A 17,584-nucleotide genomic window follows, 5' to 3' on the forward strand; every position below is an offset into this window, starting at 1 on the left:
AACACAACACTTCATTTCAAGCACCACCACAAAATGCCAACAACACCTATCACCATGCCAAATGCATAGTGATACACAAACCCCGTTTGCATATAACGCAAACGATGCGCTATGCGTCCCACCATATCTGCCGCACCATCAGGTCCATAACCATCGATGGTTATTTCATCGCCTCGGCGCCAAAAGATCAGTCCAATTTTTTTAACGGGAGAAACAAAAATCCAATTATAGAGTTCGTCAAAGTACCATTTATTATAAAGGAACGTATATAATCCTGATAATTTTTGAGCGAGAAGCTGAGGTAATCTCGTTAAACGCACATATAAAAGAAAACTAACACCTATGCCTAAGAAACTCACGAGAATTGGCAACTGTTGAATAATTGAAGAACTCTCTTCATGTGTAAGATTAACTACAATAGATTGCATCCAATATTCTTTAGACAAGAATGCAGAATTCGCAATAAAACCCACAAACACAGCACCAACAGATAAAAAGAGCAACGGTGTTAACATAATCAGAGAAGGTTCATGTACATGACTTTGCACTTTTTCATCAGCTCTAGATTTTCCTGTAAAAGTTAGAAAAATTAAACGCCAAGAATAGAGAGCGGTTAAAAATGCGGCGACTAAGCCCATCGTATAAGCAAAATTGCCAATCAATCCTTCTGTGTGTAATGCAGCTTCTAAGATAGCTTCTTTTGAAAAATAACCAGAAAAGAAAGGCGTACCTCCCAATGCAAGACTGCCGATAATCATCATGGAAAAAGTAACTGGAATATATTTGGCGAGCCCTCCCATGCGTTGCATGTTTTGTTCGTCAGACATGGCATGAATAACTGCGCCTGCTCCCAAAAAGAGTAACGCTTTAAAGAATGCATGGGTCACAAGATGAAAGATAGCTGCGTTATAAGCCGAAAGACCTGCTGCAAAAAACATATAGCCCAGCTGACTACATGTAGAATAAGCAATAACACGTTTGATATCATTTTGTGTAAGAGCTACAGTTCCAGCAAAGAGCGCTGTACTTGCACCAATCACAACTACAACAGAGCGTGCAAAAGGTGCCAATTCATACAATGGTGAAAGACGCGCCAAAAGAAAAACCCCTGCTGTCACCATTGTTGCAGCATGAATTAATGCAGATACCGGTGTCGGACCTTCCATAGCATCGGGAAGCCACGTATGAAGACCGAGTTGAGCAGATTTTCCCATAGCACCAAAAAACAGCAGTAACGCTACGACTTCATATGCTGGAATTGATAAATCATAGAAATTGAAGAAAGGTTTTGGTTGAAATTGAGCCATTGTCAGCAATTTATCGATATTCACAGTTTGAAAAAGATAAAAGATGCACCCTATCCCCAAGATTAATCCTAAATCTCCTACGCGATTGACAACAAAAGCTTTTATTGCAGCATTGTTCGCTGAGGGGCGTTCATACCAATAACCAATAAGTAAATATGAAGCTAACCCTACTCCTTCCCATCCAAAGAATAACTGGATTAAGTCTTGAGCAACTACTAAAATTAACATCATAAAAGTAAAGAGACCAAGATAAGCCATAAAACGAGCAGGGGTTTTATCATGTTCCATATAACCCACAGAATAAACGTGAATCAGAAATGAAATTAATGTCACCATCCCTACCATCGTCGCTGTAAGAGGATTGAGAACAATAGACCAGTTTGCAGTCAACTTTCCAACCGCAATCCAAGAAAATAAATTAATCACTTGACTCTTCCCTTGCAGCACAACTTCCACATATGTGAGGGATCCACAAAGCGCTGAAAGTCCAAGTAAACCACAGGACAAAATATTCATCGCTTTCTTCGATAAGTGCTGTCCTAGAGTCCCTACGAGAATAAAACTAAGCAGAGGAAGAAAAACAGTTAAAATTTGAATCATGGAACTATCCATTCATAGAGCTCATATCTTCAATATCGATGCCCCCCTTATTGCGGTAATACACAACAAGGATCGCTAGACCGATAGCAGCTTCTGCTGCTGCAATTGTTAGAACAAAAATAGCAAATATTTGCCCTGTTAAATCATGGAGAAAATTCGAAAAAGCCACAAAATTAATATTCACTGCGAGAAGCATCAGCTCAATGGACATAAGAATCGTGATCACATTACGACGTCCCCCAAAAAGCCCAAAAACACCTATGACAAATAAAAGCGCTGCAACACTTAAATAGTGGATCAAACTCACTTCCATCTTAAATTCCTTTTCCTATGGGAATTTTACGAATTTCAAGACTATTTTCTTTTGTTCGGAGCAATTGTTTATTAATGTCCTGACGCTTGACTACTTCACGTTTACGTAATGTCAAAACAATTGCACCAATCATCGCAATCAATAAAACCAAGCCAGAAAGCTGAAAAATCAAAAAATAATCCGTATATAAAACATTCCCAATTACCTCTGTGTTGGTTATTGGTGCTTTAGGCATAGCATTGAGCCTTAAATTAAGGGCTGCGGGAGACGATTGCCATTTCTTCATAACTTGCATTAGACCTGTCAGCAATAAGACAGAAATTGCAAGCAAAATAGGAGGAGAAGCCATTACTTCTGAGACCGTATCCATAAACAAAATCTGTGTAATCCGCCTTGCATAGTATCTTGCTAAAAAAAGTCCTAGCGCAAAAATAGACAAAGCCACCAATAATTTCCATGTGACATGGGGTAAAATTCCACGAAAAAGATCGGACAATAACTGAGGGCTATGATTATATATAAGGAAATCGTCTTGAATATGCATGAACTTTAGAGCCCAATGTCCAGTGTAACTAAAAAGATAAACAGCTACAAAAAGAACGGCAGTAAAGACCATAAGATACCGCAAGAACTTCATCAATTGTATAAAAGCAGATTTTAAACGATTTCTTGCAATAAAAGAACGCATGCGCATGGGATTAACATCCAGCAACATCACAACGAATAAAAAGAGGACTGCTACTGCACCAACGTAGACAATCACCAGTAACATAGCCAAGAGCTCAGCCCCCATTAAGAGAAATAAGCCTGCTGCATTAAAAAATGCAAAAATTAAGAACAAAACTGAGTGCACAGAATTCCTCGAAAAGACTACCATAAGGCCAGAGCTCAATAGGAGTATTGAAAATAAATAAAAAAATGGTGCTATCATCGACCCGATCTTAATTATGTTTTAGTAAGTGTATCAGGGTTAATGCTGGTTTCCAACGGTTCTGCCTTTAAGTTATGGACATTAACTTAAGTGTTGAAATGAAGACACACTCCTCTCCATTAACCTTTCAAATATGACTTTATTTTCACTTCACCAAGAAGCGTCCTATGAATAGGACATTTTTTCGCAATCTCGAGAAGAGATTGTCTTTGAGCCGCAGATAAATCGCCTTCCAATACAATTTCACGATCAATGATATCGATCTTACCTTCTTTATGTTCACAATCGGCACAATCTTCTCCATGGATTTTGCGATGGGTAAGATTGACGCGTGCATGATAGGCCGGCAACTTTTTATAGTCAGCATACATGCGCATTGTCATCGCTGTACAAGCACCGAGTGAAGCTAACAAAATATCATAAGGAGAAGGCCCCAACCCCTGTCCTCCCTCAACACTCGGCGGCTCATCCGCAATCATTTTATGAACGCCCATGTAAATTTCTTCACGAAATTTTCCTTCACCTGATTCTAAAACCATAACTTGACCTTCAATATTGGGCATTTTCTTATCGTTATAAAGTAAAGCATACCGAGATGCCCAAGCATGAATCACTTGTGCAACATAACGTGCATCAGGTTCTTTTGTAATAAGATGATCAACGCCATCGAGAGCAATAAAACTTTTAGGATGGCGTGCCATTGAAAATATATAATTTGCGTTTTTAACATTAACTGTTTCATCGTTCGGTGAATGAAGAACTAATAAAGCTGCATCCAAATTCTTAAAAACTTCCTTCATGTCTTGTTTTTCAAGATCATCAAAAAATTCACGCTGTAGCTTAAACGGCCGACCTTGGATCATTACATCTCCTGCGCCACTCCAGAGAATTTCATCTTCTACATCAACAAAATGTCTTTTCACATGAATAGGATGACACGGAGAATTAATAGTCACTACAGCTTTAATCTCTTTGAATTTTGAAGCCGCTACCAACGCGGTGGTGCCTCCAAGACTATGACCAATCAATATCTCAGGAACCTTATACTCTCTCTGCATAAAATCGTAGGCAGATAAAATATCTTCGACATTGTCTGTAAAAGTTGTTTGAGAAAAATCGCCCTCGCTATCACCGAGGCCTCTAAAGTCAAAACGTAAAGTGGCTATGCCATTTTCAGCTAAAAATCGACATATCCGAGTTGCTGATAAAATATCCTTGGTACACGTAAAACAATGGGCGTACAGTGCAAAGCACCTGATTGGTCCCAAGGGCCGATCGAGTCGACCAGCTATAGATTTTCCGTCCCTCGCCTTAAAAGAAACACGATCCGTAATGGTCGCCATTCTTCTTAATCCTTGAAGTTTTTAAGACATTAACTTTTTGCAATTCTGACGGATGACTTTCTCTTGATCTAGACCAAGGGGTTCACTATTGAAATAAAGTTTACCATCAACAATCTCAATATCGCCAATTTCTAAAGTATCAACAAACCGACCTTTATTAAAATTGAGCTTCTCAAGATCATCTCGGATATCCGAGAGCATGTCCTTTTTCATAATCCCTTCATCTTCAAGATGTTCAATGTTAGGACTCGGCAACACTTCAAGTTGCGTAAATTCGCTGAAAGTTTGCATATATTCACTTTCAAGCTCTTCAAATTTGCGCAAAAATAAATCAAATTCTTTGGCTACAGAAGAAGGATGCTTTAAAAGAAGATTGCGAGATTCGTCCATCATACGCTTTATTTCAGGAAACGTCCTCACTGACTGCTCTAAATTATCTTGCATCTTATCTGTTGCAGCAATTGTTTCTGTACGCAGCTGATTGTTTTTATTCATAATTTCAGCATTATCTTCATAGGCAGTATATTGCTGCGTCAATATACTCAAATTTTTACTTAAAAGGTCGAGACCATCTTCTAAATTTGCTGGATGAGTTTCAAAGCCATCAAAAGCTACTTGAATATCTTTTATCAGCATCAAAAAAATAGAACGAATTTCTTGATGATTATGATTTTTATGATTCAAATTCGTTTGTAGCTTTTTAATATTCTCTGTAATTTGAGCCCATTTCATTGAAATTTCTTGAAAGGTCACCTGAAAAGATCGCAAAATTTCATCAATTAGCTTTAAATTAGTCTCAATGGTACGATGATTTTCTTCGGATTGAGTGACGGGTATCCCAAAATACTTTTTCAAATCCAATTTCAAAGGAAAAGTCATAACTTTTGGAAGTTCCGTAGAAACATCGTCTCCAAAATCTGAAGGAACAATAATTTCGTTCCCCTCCTCATTGCTGATATCAAGAGCCTTAGTTTTCTTGTGCTTTGCAATATTTAGGCTTTCGCAAAAATCAATGGTTATTTGAATGGGAACCATTGCCTCTTCAGCGAAAACAGGAGGTGTTAACCCTAACATCAAACAAAAAAAGCGACGCATTTTTTTCCATATATGTTTTTCTATGATATTTGTTAGATCGTGAGGTTCACGTCAACATTTAAGGCAAAAGGTTTAGCAATAATGTAACACCCGTATCATTTTTGCAAAACAAGCAACACTGAAAACTAAAATTTTATATGAAGAGCCTTTAATCAAAGCATTTAGCGCATTAATCGTGATCCTTTAGACGATGCTCCAAGTTGGGCAAGACGAAAGACACGCGGTTTAAATTGATTGCGATAATTCTTTGGAGATGTAAAGCGTACGAGATGAGGTTGTAACTTTAACGAATTACGCGCTGGTACATCCATAATCTTTGAAGGAACAGGCCCCGTGTCTTTAAGTAGTCTTGAAGACTGTGGTCTTACAACTTTCACCCCTTTATAAACATTTGGCCGACCATAACGATTATGGAGAGGATTTCTATAAGAGAACGTACGCACTCGATTTGACCAAGGTTCAATACCAGGGGATCCCCATACAGCATTTTGAAAATAAGGTTCTCCAATTTGTTGACGTTCTTTTATCCAAGCGTTGTAAACTCTTTGTCTGTAAGGATTATGAAATTCAGGAGTAGCTGAGTGATAATGGGCTACAGCCTTGTTCCAGGACGTATGAGCATCCTTTAAGTCTTTAAGAAACTGCGCGGCATATTCGACGTTGGCTCTTGGATCAAACGCTTCTTCAAGATTATTAAAAGCCTCTCCGTGATAATTTAAGTTAACCTGCATGCAGCCTACATCAATGCTCTTAATACCTTTTGCTTGCAATCTCCTTACCTCTTTAATAGCGGCTTCCTTTGTAGGGAAAAATTGCCCCTTTCCTTCGGCATTAATTGTCCATGGCCAGGCTACCTTTGCTTTAGTTCCAGGCAAAGGACGCCCTGATTCAACTTTTGCAATCGCCGCTAATAATCTTTGGGGAATACCTTGGGTGCGTTCAATACGCTCAATATGATAGTTACATGCCTTGTGAGGCAAATAATCAGACACTGGACGAAACGCTACAAGCTCTTGATTTCCTGCAAGGAACAACAAAATAAATATTAAGGATCGATTTATTATTTTCATCATAATTTATTATATGCAACCTTTATACCAACTCAACAAATTTAAGAGACAAAGCTTAATAAAGTCTTATTATCGTTGCTTCTGTTTTAAAATTGACCTTTTTAGGTTAAACCTTTTATAACTATCGAGCTTAAGGAATCCTATGACACAGAATAGTCTTATTATTAAAGGGGCCAGAGAACACAATCTCAAGAATATTAACGTTGAGATCCCCCGTGAAAAACTTGTTGTGATTACCGGCCTCAGCGGCTCTGGTAAATCTTCTTTAGCTTTTGATACAATTTACGCAGAAGGTCAACGTCGCTATGTGGAAAGCCTATCAGCTTATGCACGTCAATTTCTTGAATTGATGCAAAAGCCAGATGTCGACACCATTGAAGGCCTTTCTCCAGCAATTTCTATTGAACAAAAAACCACTTCTAAAAATCCTCGCTCAACCGTGGGTACCGTTACTGAAATTTATGATTATTTAAGGCTTCTTTATGCTCGCATTGGTGTTCCTCATTCTCCTGCAACCGGCCTCCCCATCCAATCACAAACAGTTTCAGAAATGGTCGATCGCCTTCTCTCTATGGCAGAAGGAACACGTCTTTACTTATTAGCTCCAATTGTACGCGGCCGCAAAGGAGAGTATCGTAAAGAATTGTCCGATCTTCACAAGCGTGGATTTCAACGTTTTAAAGTTGATGGTAAATTTTATATTTATGAAGACTTGCCAAATATCGATAAAAAACTCAAGCATTCCATTGAGGTAGTCGTTGATCGTGTTGTCATTAAATCAGAGATTAAAACACGTTTAGCGGATAGTATCGAAACGGTCCTTGGTTTAAGTGATGGTTTGCTTTATGCAGAAAACGCAGATACTGCAGAACAAACAACTTTCTCCGCAAAATTCGCTTGTCCTGTTTCAGGTTTTACGATTGATGAGATTGAGCCACGTCTCTTTTCTTTTAATAGTCCTTTTGGTGCTTGTCCTGAATGCGATGGTTTGGGCGTGAAAATTGTTTTTGACCCTAACCTTATAGTACCTGACCCTACTAAAAGCTTAAAGGAAGGCGCTATTCAACCTTGGGCCGGAGGATTTTTTCCTTATTATTTGCAAGCACTCGCAGGAGTCGCAGACTATTGTCGTGAAGATGTCAATAAACCTTTCAATCAACTTTCGAAAAAATGCCGAGAGATGATACTTTATGGATCAGGAGATGAAGAAATTTCAATGGTGATCTCCGATGAATCGCGGACTTATCGGAGTCACAAACCATTTGAAGGTGTGATTCCTAATCTTGAAAGACGTTGGAAAGAAAGTGAAAGTGATTCGAAGCGAGAAGAGTTAGGGCGCTATCAAATGTCCAGTCCTTGCCAAGCATGTAATGGCTATCGTCTTAAACCTGAAGCATTAGCAGTTAAGATTAATAAAAAACATATTGGTGAGATTACAGCCCTTTCGATAGAAACTGCAGCTTCTTGGTTTAGAGAACTTTCGGATAAGCTTACTCCAAAAGAAAAAAACATCAGCTTTCGCATTCTCAAAGAATTAAATTTGCGTTTAGGGTTTCTTGAAAATGTAGGCTTAAAATACTTAACTCTTGCACGATCTGCAGGCACTCTATCTGGAGGCGAAAGCCAAAGAATTCGCCTTGCCTCGCAAATTGGTTCAGGGTTAACAGGCGTTCTTTACGTTCTTGATGAACCATCCATTGGTCTTCATCAACGAGACAACGACAAACTCCTCGACACACTAAGACATCTACGCGATCTCGGAAATACAGTGATTGTTGTAGAGCACGATGAAGACACTATACGTGCTTCGGATTATGTAATCGATATGGGGCCTGGTGCAGGAATCCATGGTGGCATAATTGTGGCTGAGGGTACTCCACAAGAAATTATGAAATCTAAAAACAGTTTAACGGGAAAATACCTTAATGGTCTACGATCTATTTCTGTTCCACAACAGAGGCGCGCGATTGATAAAAAAAAGACATTGAAGCTAATCGGCGCGAAAATTAATAACTTAAAAAATTTGACCGTCAACTTTCCTTTAGGAACTTTAACGTGCGTTACGGGTGTCTCAGGTGGTGGAAAATCTTCTCTTGTGATTGAAACTCTGTATAAAGCTTTGGCACGTGAACTCAATAAAGCAAGCGAAGCTCCTGGAGAGTATGATCATTTAGAAGGGATTCAACATATCGATAAAATTATTGATATTGACCAATCCCCTATCGGTCGAACACCGCGTTCAAATCCAGCTACTTATACAGGTGCCTTTACTCCTATACGAGAATGGTTTGCTGGTCTTCCCGAAGCAAAAGCAAGAGGTTATAAAGCTGGGCGCTTCTCGTTTAACGTGAAAGGAGGACGATGCGAAGCCTGTGAAGGAGATGGCGTCATTAAAATTGAGATGCACTTCTTACCTGATGTATATGTTGAGTGTGATCAATGTAAGGGCAAGCGCTATAATCGTGAAACTCTGGAAGTCAAACATAAAGATAAATCAATAGCTGACGTCCTGGAAATGACCGTAGAAGAAGGCTTAGAATTTTTTTCAGCCATGCCGAGCCTTCGAGATAAATTAGAAACTTTAAATAGAGTAGGATTAGGTTATATCCATATTGGTCAACGCGCTACGACTCTATCAGGTGGCGAAGCACAACGTATTAAACTTTCAAAAGAGCTTTCAAGGCGCGCTACTGGACGAACTATCTATATTTTGGATGAACCAACAACAGGCCTACATTTTGAAGATGTTCGTAAGCTACTTGAAGTTCTGCATTCCTTAGTTGATCAAGGCAACACAGTTATCGTCATTGAACATAACCTAGAAGTTATCAAGACTGCTGATTGGGTCATTGATTTAGGTCCTGAAGGTGGTGATGGTGGCGGTCAGATTGTAGCTGAAGGAACTCCTGAAAATATCACCAGGATTAAAGCTAGTCATACGGGCTATTATTTAAAAAATTATTTAAAAAAGTAATAGAGGATCTTACAGACTAGATTGTCTTTTAAAGACAAATTCGTTACAACCGTGTCCACCTCCCATAGTGACAAGTTTTATGAGCCCATATCCTTTGTTATAATAGAACTCAAAAATTTCATGGGGCGTTGAGACTTCAAAAGGATAACCTCCTACCCAATCAATAAGATCATACCAAGCTGACATACCGCGCGACTGTTTTTTATACTCTTTCCATGTCTTCAAAGGATTGCCTGTTGTCATAAAATCTATCAAGGTTCTTGGCCCCCAAAGTCGTAAAAAACACAAAGATAAAATTAAATATTTGATGAAACGATTATGTTTATTATAGAGCCTTTTAATCCATGACCACAATTTGCTTCCGCGACCTTGATCATTATAGAGCGCAATAAACAGATAACCATTTTTTGCGGGCAATTGAGCAACATTTTCTAAAGCTTGCCACATATTTCCAGTGTGATGTAATACGCCCCAAGAATAAACAATATCAAACCCTTTAAATTTTTTGAGGTAGTCTTTGTCTAGAGCAGATCCTTGTTCGATCACCCAATTTTCATCGTTTTTTAAAAATTTACTTTTTAAATATTGAGTGCACGCAACCGACTTTTGATCATAATCAAAGGAATAAACATGAGCCCCTAATCGTTTTGCTGCTAAGGAAAAAAGGCCACTTCCGCATCCTACATCCAAAAATTTTAGTCCTTGAAGAGTTTCTAGGCCCAGAAAATCCTTCAATGACTTTTCAGCTCTGAGGATTCTCTCTTCAGAAAGTAAAGAAAGATAGTGAGACCAATTCTCACCAAACCCAAAACGATACTCATCATTCTGAAGGGTTTCTTGATTTCTTGCAGTGCATTCTTTAGCCATCACATTCCTATTACTTTTCGTTCAGGTTCTCTTTTACTAAACTCAACCATTTTTGAAAAACATCTTTTTCATTATAAGTTTTTAAGATTTTTTGTGCCTCTATACCTAGATTTTCCCTTAACTTTGGATCATTCATAAGCATCTGCAAATTTTTTGCCAGGCTCTCAACATCACCAACTTTAGAAATTAAACCATTTTTTTGATGTTGAACAAGGTCTCGATTTCCCAAACAATCAGTGCACGCTACCGCAAGACCAACTGACATAGCTTCGGCTAACGCATTAGGAAATCCTTCAAAGTATGAAGGAAAGGCGAAAATATCTGCGTTTTTCAAGGCTTTCCAAGATTCTTTTGTTTCGCCCTCAAAAGTCACCTTTTGATGAAGCCCGAGCCTGTCGCGTAAAATTTCCAACCTCTTACGCTCATCTCCTTTACCATAAACAGCGATTCTCCACTCTGGATTATCAGCATGAATTTTGTGAAAAGCCTTTAAAAGCAAATCATACCCTTTAAAAGGACAAAGACGTCCCAAAGAGATTATTGTCTTTGATGATGCGTGCTTCTTGTGAAAATCTTTAGGAGGTGTTTTCAATGGATTAGGCATTATCTCAGTTCGACTTTTCAATCTCTTTGGGAAAGCTTCTTTTGCAGAGGACGTTTGCACCAAAATTTGCGCAGAATTTGGATAAATAAACCAACGCAATGCTTTATAGAGAGTTGGAAGTTGGCCATAGTCTGGGTGAGTACGCTCAGATACAATTACTGGAATATGCAACCTCAAAGTTGAAAACAGGGTTATAACATTAACTGTATCAACAAAAGAAATAACCAGATTTGGGTTAAGAACTCTTATTTTTCTTCTCAAAACTCGAATTCTACCCATGAGACTGATCAATCTAAGGACACTAGACATTTCTTTCTTCTGGAATAAATCCAAATTATAAACTTTGATTTTATCATCTAAAGGATAAAAAGATTTGATCTTAGGAGCCTCAAAATTTACTAGGCTTATTCTATATCCTTGTGCGTTTAAAAAATTGGCAAGACTTGATAAAACACGCTCGGCTCCTCCCGAACCAAGATTAGCAGAAACCAAAACGATGTGCTTTTGTGATTGCATGAGGTTAAGCACTCTTAAGACTCGTGTTTTTTAAAACTCTTTTGTAAAGATCAAGGTAGAGATTTTTTATCTCAAAGATAGCATAACGTTTTACAACACTTTGATGAATTTTTTTGGCATCCCAAGCTTGATTTAAGACAGTTTTCCAAGCACAGGCAAGCTCTTCTGGTTTTTTTCGAGGTACTATGACCCCCCAATTTTGAACGATTTTTGCGCTATCTCCCACATCAGTGGAAACACAAGGAACACCTGCAGCCATTGCTTCAACTAATACATTGGGAAAAGCTTCACCATAAGCAGAAGTCAGTGTTAAAAGATCAAAACCAGGATAGATTGTTTCCATTTGATCACTCCGGCCCATCAACTTGACATTTAATTTTTTCAAATTTTCTAAAGCAAAGTTCTCTGAAGAAACCTGATGACCATAAAGGACAAACTGTACATCAGAGTTCATCTTCTGATAAATCTCTATGGCCTTTTGCAAATTTTCAAAATCTTTTTGCGGATGAAATCGTCCTACAAAACCTATCACTTTCTGTTGATCTAAGACTCCCCACTTTTGACGAATTTTTTTTCGAGCCTCAGGGTTAATTTTAAAAATCGTATCGTCGATACCGTTGGGTATTACCTCAAACTTCTGCTCATCATATCCCCATCCAATATGAAGATTTTTCGCTGTTTCAGAATTTGTAATAATCTTGTCTGGAAGCCAACGTGAGGTCATTGCACCTATTTTAACAATGCATGCCGTAAGAGAATTTAATTTCAAACGCTTTGGGTTCTCTCCCTCTAATGGACCATTACGGATATTCCATAGGACAGGTATGCCCAATCCCTTCGCTCCTAAAGCACCAACAAGATTTCCATGATACATCCAAGTTTGTATAACATCTGGATTTTGCTCACGAAGTAATTTACGAAGCGCATTTATCTTCGTAAAATTTAAAAAATCAAGACGCTTCATCTCAAAGCTTTTTATACTCTTTACATGGGGAAGAAATTGATCTTTTAAATTATCTTTCCCAAAAGGAGCTAACGCAATCACATGATGATCTAACTCAGATAAAGACTGTATAAGGCGTAGAAGAAAACTTTCTGCTCCTCCTGTGTTTAAACCTGATATGACATGCGTAATGGATTTCATCAAAAACCCCAGCGTTGACGCCACAATTGAAACATCAAAACTGGCCATAAGGAATAGTGCCAATTATGATGACCTTCTTGATGCTCTTGCCACTTCTTTAAAAGAACTTTCTGATTTACATAGTGATTTAAAGTTGGATCATATAACAAATCTTCAGCCCAAGCTTTTAGAGGACCTCGTAACCACAAATTTAAAGGAATACTGAAACCTTTTTTGGGCCTTTCAAAAAGATTCGCTGGCACATATTTTTTCAATAATTGTCTTAAGATCCACTTCCCTTTACCATCTTGCACTTTCATAGATTCAGGCAAACGCCAGGAGAACTCAATAACGCGATGATCAAGCAATGGCACACGTGCTTCAAGACTTACAGCCATGCTTGCCCTATCAACTTTAGCCAAAATGTCTTCTGGCAGGTATGTCATCTCATCGATAAACTGCATCATAGGAATTGTTTCAAGGTTAGGGGCTTTTATATCATCTAATCCGCGCGCTAAATAGTTTCCATTAATACTCACATTAATAAGTGAATTATAAAACTCTTTAAGGTCTTTAGCTCCTAATAAAGCTTTGCCGCGTTCAATTTTATCTATTGAAAAATTTACATTAGAAGAGAAATTCCGGCTAATCACTTGCAATATAGATGTGGGAATGAGATTTGGAGCTTGTCTGGCCAAAGGTTTTAAAATGTGAGGTACTTTATCAAAAAGCGTCCATAGACGCTGACCGATCAAATAGCGATCATACCCTGCAAATAATTCATCTCCTCCATCTCCAGATAAGGAAACAGTCACGTGCTGACGAGCCAATTTTGAAACTGCATACGTAGGGATTTGAGAAGAGTCTGCCATAGGTTCATCATAACAGTCAGCAAGCATAGGAATAATATCGAGGCATTCTTTTTCTGTAACAATCAACTCCGTGTGATCAGAACCTAAATGTTGAGCAATTGCCGCTGCATAGGGGGCTTCATTAAATTCATCGAAGTCAAAACCGATTGAAAATGTCTTTGTCGGTCGAGAACTTAAACTTTGCATTAAGCCTACAACCAAAGAACTATCAATCCCACCAGATAAAAACGCGCCTAATGGTACATCTGAAACCAAACGACGCTTTACTGAATCTTTAAGAAGCTCATGAAGTCTTTCGGTTGTCTCAATTGGATTGCTAAATTGATTACGTGTCCCCTCTTCTGCCACTTGTTCCAAGGACCAAAAAGTTTCATGGGTTAGATTCTTCTGGCTATCAAGACATAGGATTGTTCCGGGCTTAAGTCTCTCTATGTCCTGAAAAATTGATGGTTCACCCCTGATATAGGCAAAGGCAAAATATCCCTTTAATACATTTTCGTTGATGCTAGGTTTAAAGTGCGGATGAGGCGTAAAACTCTTTATTTGTGAACCAAAGAAAAAAGTGTCACCTTGCCAACCCCAATAGAGAGGTTTTATGCCTATACGATCCCTAACCAAGTATAATTGCTTATCTTTTAGATCCCAAAGCGCAAAGGCAAACATTCCAATAAACTTTTGGGCTGCTTTTTTTACTCCCCAGTGTTCACAAGCTTCAACAATAACTTCTGTATCTGAATAACTTTTGAATCTTAGGCCCGTTGTTTCAAGCTCAGTTCTCAATTCATCTGTGTTAAAAATTTCACCATTATAGATAATAACCATGCGGCCAGATTTTGAGAACATCGGCTGATGACCTAGTTCAGATAGATCCACAATTGCCAATCGGCGATGTCCTAAAACAATTCCTTTTGATTCGTCTTGCCAAACACCAAAAGAGTCAGGTCCCCGTTTCTCTATCTGTTGATGCATTTTATGAATAATTTGTTCTCGCTCTAAAGGAGACAATTCTTGTTTAAAATCCCAAAAGCCAGTTATGCCGCACATAGGGCCTCCAAAAGTCTTTCTGTCTTTTGACCCAATTGTTCAATACTATAGCTTCTCTTTATATAAAGATGACGACGTTCTGATGACAGCGGTGATTTAAGAGCTTCTAATATCCCTAGAGAAAATGCTTCGACGTTTCCGGGAGGGACAATCCAACCATAATTTTTCACAATGTCTTTAATATCTCCCACATCGCTAGCGACAACAGGAACACCAACAGCAAGGGCTTCAATTAAAACATTTGGCACCCCCTCTGTTGAAAGAGATGGCAAACAAACCACGTCTAAAGCATTATAAACCGCTGCTGTATCACTTTGACGGCCCGCCCAAACAACATAATCTTGAATACCTAAAGTTTTAGCTTCTTGTTTTAAGTGTTGGAGCAAATCACTTTTGCCGTCGCCCACAATGATAAATCGCAGGTTCTTATTGCTTTTTAAAAGGTGAGCCGCTGACCTCAAAAAGATTGTATGCCCCTTAAAATGATCAATACGGGCAACCATTCCAATGAGTTTTGCTTGATTCCCTCCTCCCCACGTCTTTTTTAAGCTAGCCCCCCGTTTGGGATTGGGAAGGTAAGTTGCAATATCAGTGCCATTTTGTACAACCTTAAGGCGATCTTTTGGAAAGCCTTTATCAAGACTATGACCAGCACCAGCTTTAGAATTTGCGATAATAAGGTCTGCAAAACCTGCCATCTTACCTTCTATCCAGATGACTAATTTTTCAAGCCAATCTGGCTTTGAATGATCGAGAGAGGAAGCCCTTACACCAAAAACTCTCTTCACGCGTTTTGGTCCAAACAATTTTGTCATAGCAACGATAAGGTTGGATTCAGGCATATAACCGTGCAAAATGTCCGGGTTAACCTTTTGTAGCACTTTTTGAAAGCTGCTCCAAAATCCAACCACATCCCAGCGATGACGCTTATTTAAGGAATGTACTCTAACCCCTGCTGTTTCTAGAACTTCATAGAAGGGGCCATGGGCATAAAAAGCAGCCACATGAACTTCATGCCCTTTCTGGTGAAGATATTGAGCTAGATAGGTCAGCTGTCTTTGGGCACCACCAATATTTAAGTCGCGAATAAGGAATAGTATTTTCATGGATTCCCTTTATACATCTCATTCGTTTACCTGTTCAAGAAGCATAAATCAAGTATTTCTACCGAGAAAGGCTTCAGTATTACTATTATACATAGCCTTCAATGATTATTAGCCACAGGCAGTTTTTTGATTCACATCTTGAAATCCTCATATTCGTTCCTAGATGTAACCAGGTATCGTTCATATTACAGTAGGGAAAAAGTCATGAAATACATTTCTTTAAAATCAACTTGTTCTGCATTAGTTTTAACTCTTGCATTTAGCAGCGCATTGATGGCATCCAAGCGCCAGTGCTATGGTCTTGATGAGTTTGAATCCAAAGGACAGTCTGTACAGCCATTCTTTAACTTTGGCACATCTTCATCATTATCTTCACCATTTAGTTTCAGTGAATCTTCAAATCCTGAAACAAGGTTACAATTACATTCTCAACAGCCATCCTTTAGCTTTAGCTTTGCTTCCTCAAGTGTTGACGAGGACGTATTCAGCCAAATAAAAATCCCAACGCTTCCTGTGCATGTTCAAAAAGGATTAGATTTACTTGATGAACATCTCTCTCAAGGTGGACATTTAGCTCTATTCCGTGAAACAACTGAAGGCAAAGCTGCGTTTGGAGATTATAACTTTTTTAATCAACACATTATCCCAATCATTCACAAGCATGTTCAATTTCATGGAATGAAAAGTGAATTTACTGTTCGTCTTTTCGAAAGCATGGGGAAAGAACACGTTCAAGCGTATTTAAGCACTCTTCCTCAAGAAACAATTTTGGAATCAATCGATACTACCTATACTGAAGAAGCAAAAGCTTTTGCTTCCGGATTATTTCAAGGTTTTTCAGGGTTGTTTTTCACACAAACCCCAAGCACAGAGCTCGTTCTTGATGACGAAGGGATCGAAGAGGACGTAAAAGAAGAGTCTCCGGCAGTTAGTAGAAAGCGTCTTTACCGCACAAAATCAACGCCTCGAAAAGAACTGCACCATCGCAAAAATAAAATGAAGCGTTTTGCTGAACAGCATTACATGCGTGTTCCTATGAAAGCAAACAGGTTGGGGAGCTTTTCAAGAACGAAAGACGTACTGAGCAAAATTGAAGTTGGCAAGCTCGATCTATCAGGACTTGGCGTTGGTCACTATCACATTACAAGTCTGAAACCATTCTTGAAAAAAGTAGAAGCTCTTGACGTATCCAGTAACACGATACAAGATCCAACTCTTATTTTGACATTACCGACTTTAAAATCGGTATCTTTTCAAAATAATGGATTTGATCAGTTTCCTGAAGAAACAAAAGCTTCAAGCCTCATAAATCCTATGTTGGAAGTTTTGGATATGTCTCAAAACCCCATGAGCACAGCTGGTGCGCGTGATATTCTTACGATGTCCAAGAATATGCCAAACTTACATACGCTCTTGCTTGGAATTAAAACAGGTAGCTTTGTTGACGGAATCACTGCTTTAAATGATTTTGATGTAACACATCCTACTCTTAAAGTTTTGAGCTTATCTGGTTGGTATTTGGAACCCCAAAATATTGCTCAAATCTTGCAACTTCCAGCCTTAGAAACGCTTGATTTACAAGGCATCAACCTTAATTTAGGAACACATGATACAACTCAGATCACTGAAGATGTTCTTAGTCTTGTCGTTGCTCATGCACAACCAAGCTTTAAAAACATTTTCTTTACACCAGGCGAAATTAAGTTCTGCCCTGAGTCAGGAGAATATGTGAAGCTCGTTTCAAAGGGTATCCGTCTGAATCCAAAAACCCTCTAATATTAGCTTTTAACTTATTAGAAAAAGCCTCTCATTTTTATGA

13 protein-coding genes are annotated in these 17,584 nt (G+C 38.6%); 2 read left to right on the plus strand and 11 right to left on the minus strand.

The genetic code is table 11. From position 1 onward, the window contains the following. Window positions 1–11: 11 nt before the first annotated feature. From nuoL to GQ61_RS01555, 6 genes are all read right to left on the minus strand, one after another. On the minus strand, window positions 12–1,907 hold the full coding sequence (gene nuoL, locus GQ61_RS01530; RefSeq protein WP_085785046.1) for an NADH-quinone oxidoreductase subunit L: 1,896 nt from the start codon (window positions 1,905–1,907) through the stop codon (window positions 12–14). A 4-nt stretch (window positions 1,908–1,911) separates the two neighbouring features. Further along, window positions 1,912–2,220: an NADH-quinone oxidoreductase subunit NuoK gene (nuoK, locus tag GQ61_RS01535; RefSeq protein ID WP_085783605.1), complete on the minus strand. Its 309-nt coding sequence runs from the start codon at window positions 2,218–2,220 to the stop codon at window positions 1,912–1,914. Window position 2,221: 1 nt separating this feature from the next. Continuing rightward, entirely contained in the window at window positions 2,222–3,151 is a 930-nt protein-coding gene (locus GQ61_RS01540; RefSeq protein ID WP_085783606.1) for an NADH-quinone oxidoreductase subunit J, read from the minus strand. A gap of 119 nt (window positions 3,152–3,270) precedes the next feature. Then, entirely contained in the window at window positions 3,271–4,494 is a 1,224-nt protein-coding gene (locus GQ61_RS01545; RefSeq protein ID WP_085783607.1) for an alpha/beta fold hydrolase, read from the minus strand. 21 nt (window positions 4,495–4,515) lie between these two features. After that, window positions 4,516–5,589: a hypothetical protein gene (locus GQ61_RS01550; protein WP_085783608.1), complete on the minus strand. Its 1,074-nt coding sequence runs from the start codon at window positions 5,587–5,589 to the stop codon at window positions 4,516–4,518. Between the two features lie 161 nt (window positions 5,590–5,750). Next, window positions 5,751–6,662 (minus strand): lytic transglycosylase domain-containing protein, encoded by a 912-nt coding sequence (locus GQ61_RS01555; RefSeq protein ID WP_085783609.1) that lies wholly within the window; start codon window positions 6,660–6,662, stop codon window positions 5,751–5,753. Between the two features lie 139 nt (window positions 6,663–6,801). Here GQ61_RS01555 and uvrA point away from each other — a divergent pair, with 139 nt between their 5' ends. Further along, a complete protein-coding gene (uvrA, locus tag GQ61_RS01560; protein ID WP_085783610.1) occupies window positions 6,802–9,633 on the plus strand; it encodes an excinuclease ABC subunit UvrA in 2,832 nt (943 codons plus the stop codon). A gap of 9 nt (window positions 9,634–9,642) precedes the next feature. Here the strand turns inward: uvrA and GQ61_RS01565 are convergent, their stop codons facing one another. Genes GQ61_RS01565 through GQ61_RS01585 form a run of 5 tightly spaced genes read right to left on the minus strand, consistent with a single transcriptional unit; the run spans window position 9,643 to window position 15,765 of the window. Further along, on the minus strand, window positions 9,643–10,500 hold the full coding sequence (locus GQ61_RS01565; protein ID WP_085783611.1) for a class I SAM-dependent methyltransferase: 858 nt from the start codon (window positions 10,498–10,500) through the stop codon (window positions 9,643–9,645). A 10-nt stretch (window positions 10,501–10,510) separates the two neighbouring features. Then, window positions 10,511–11,620 carry a glycosyltransferase family 4 protein gene (locus tag GQ61_RS01570; RefSeq protein ID WP_085783612.1) on the minus strand — a complete coding sequence of 370 codons (1,110 nt, stop codon included), beginning with the start codon at window positions 11,618–11,620 and terminating at the stop codon, window positions 10,511–10,513. Window positions 11,621–11,624: 4 nt separating this feature from the next. Next, on the minus strand, window positions 11,625–12,764 hold the full coding sequence (locus GQ61_RS01575) for a glycosyltransferase (RefSeq protein WP_198157368.1): 1,140 nt from the start codon (window positions 12,762–12,764) through the stop codon (window positions 11,625–11,627). Continuing rightward, the gene (gene asnB, locus GQ61_RS01580; protein ID WP_085783614.1) at window positions 12,764–14,659 is read right to left on the minus strand and encodes an asparagine synthase (glutamine-hydrolyzing); all 1,896 of its coding nucleotides are present in this window, start codon (window positions 14,657–14,659) and stop codon (window positions 12,764–12,766) included. The genes GQ61_RS01575 and asnB overlap by 1 nt, the downstream gene beginning before the upstream one ends. After that, entirely contained in the window at window positions 14,647–15,765 is a 1,119-nt protein-coding gene (locus tag GQ61_RS01585; protein ID WP_085783615.1) for a glycosyltransferase, read from the minus strand. Before GQ61_RS01585 ends, asnB begins: the two co-directional genes overlap by 13 nt. A 204-nt stretch (window positions 15,766–15,969) precedes the next feature. Between GQ61_RS01585 and GQ61_RS01590 the strand changes: the two genes are divergently transcribed. After that, window positions 15,970–17,541 (plus strand): leucine-rich repeat domain-containing protein, encoded by a 1,572-nt coding sequence (locus tag GQ61_RS01590; RefSeq protein WP_085783616.1) that lies wholly within the window; start codon window positions 15,970–15,972, stop codon window positions 17,539–17,541. The last annotated feature ends 43 nt before the right edge of the window (window positions 17,542–17,584 follow it).

This window comes from Candidatus Nucleicultrix amoebiphila FS5 (genome assembly GCF_002117145.1).
In the GTDB taxonomy this organism is placed as follows: Bacteria; Pseudomonadota; Alphaproteobacteria; order Caedimonadales; family Nucleicultricaceae; genus Nucleicultrix; species Nucleicultrix amoebiphila.

What these genes read in the sequence shown, in the direction of transcription:
- nuoL (WP_085785046.1), bottom strand. Translation starts at nt 1,907, where the DNA reads ATGATTCAAATTTTAACTGTTTTTCTTCCTCTGCTTAGTTTTATTCTC.
- nuoK (WP_085783605.1), bottom strand. Translation starts at nt 2,220, where the DNA reads ATGGAAGTGAGTTTGATCCACTATTTAAGTGTTGCAGCGCTTTTATTT.
- GQ61_RS01540 (WP_085783606.1), bottom strand. Translation starts at nt 3,151, where the DNA reads ATGATAGCACCATTTTTTTATTTATTTTCAATACTCCTATTGAGCTCT.
- GQ61_RS01545 (WP_085783607.1), bottom strand. Translation starts at nt 4,494, where the DNA reads ATGGCGACCATTACGGATCGTGTTTCTTTTAAGGCGAGGGACGGAAAA.
- GQ61_RS01550 (WP_085783608.1), bottom strand. Translation starts at nt 5,589, where the DNA reads ATGCGTCGCTTTTTTTGTTTGATGTTAGGGTTAACACCTCCTGTTTTC.
- GQ61_RS01555 (WP_085783609.1), bottom strand. Translation starts at nt 6,662, where the DNA reads ATGATGAAAATAATAAATCGATCCTTAATATTTATTTTGTTGTTCCTT.
- uvrA (WP_085783610.1), top strand. Translation starts at nt 6,802, where the DNA reads ATGACACAGAATAGTCTTATTATTAAAGGGGCCAGAGAACACAATCTC.
- GQ61_RS01565 (WP_085783611.1), bottom strand. Translation starts at nt 10,500, where the DNA reads ATGGCTAAAGAATGCACTGCAAGAAATCAAGAAACCCTTCAGAATGAT.
- GQ61_RS01570 (WP_085783612.1), bottom strand. Translation starts at nt 11,620, where the DNA reads ATGCAATCACAAAAGCACATCGTTTTGGTTTCTGCTAATCTTGGTTCG.
- GQ61_RS01575 (WP_198157368.1), bottom strand. Translation starts at nt 12,764, where the DNA reads ATGAAATCCATTACGCATGTCATATCAGGTTTAAACACAGGAGGAGCA.
- asnB (WP_085783614.1), bottom strand. Translation starts at nt 14,659, where the DNA reads ATGTGCGGCATAACTGGCTTTTGGGATTTTAAACAAGAATTGTCTCCT.
- GQ61_RS01585 (WP_085783615.1), bottom strand. Translation starts at nt 15,765, where the DNA reads ATGAAAATACTATTCCTTATTCGCGACTTAAATATTGGTGGTGCCCAA.
- GQ61_RS01590 (WP_085783616.1), top strand. Translation starts at nt 15,970, where the DNA reads ATGAAATACATTTCTTTAAAATCAACTTGTTCTGCATTAGTTTTAACT.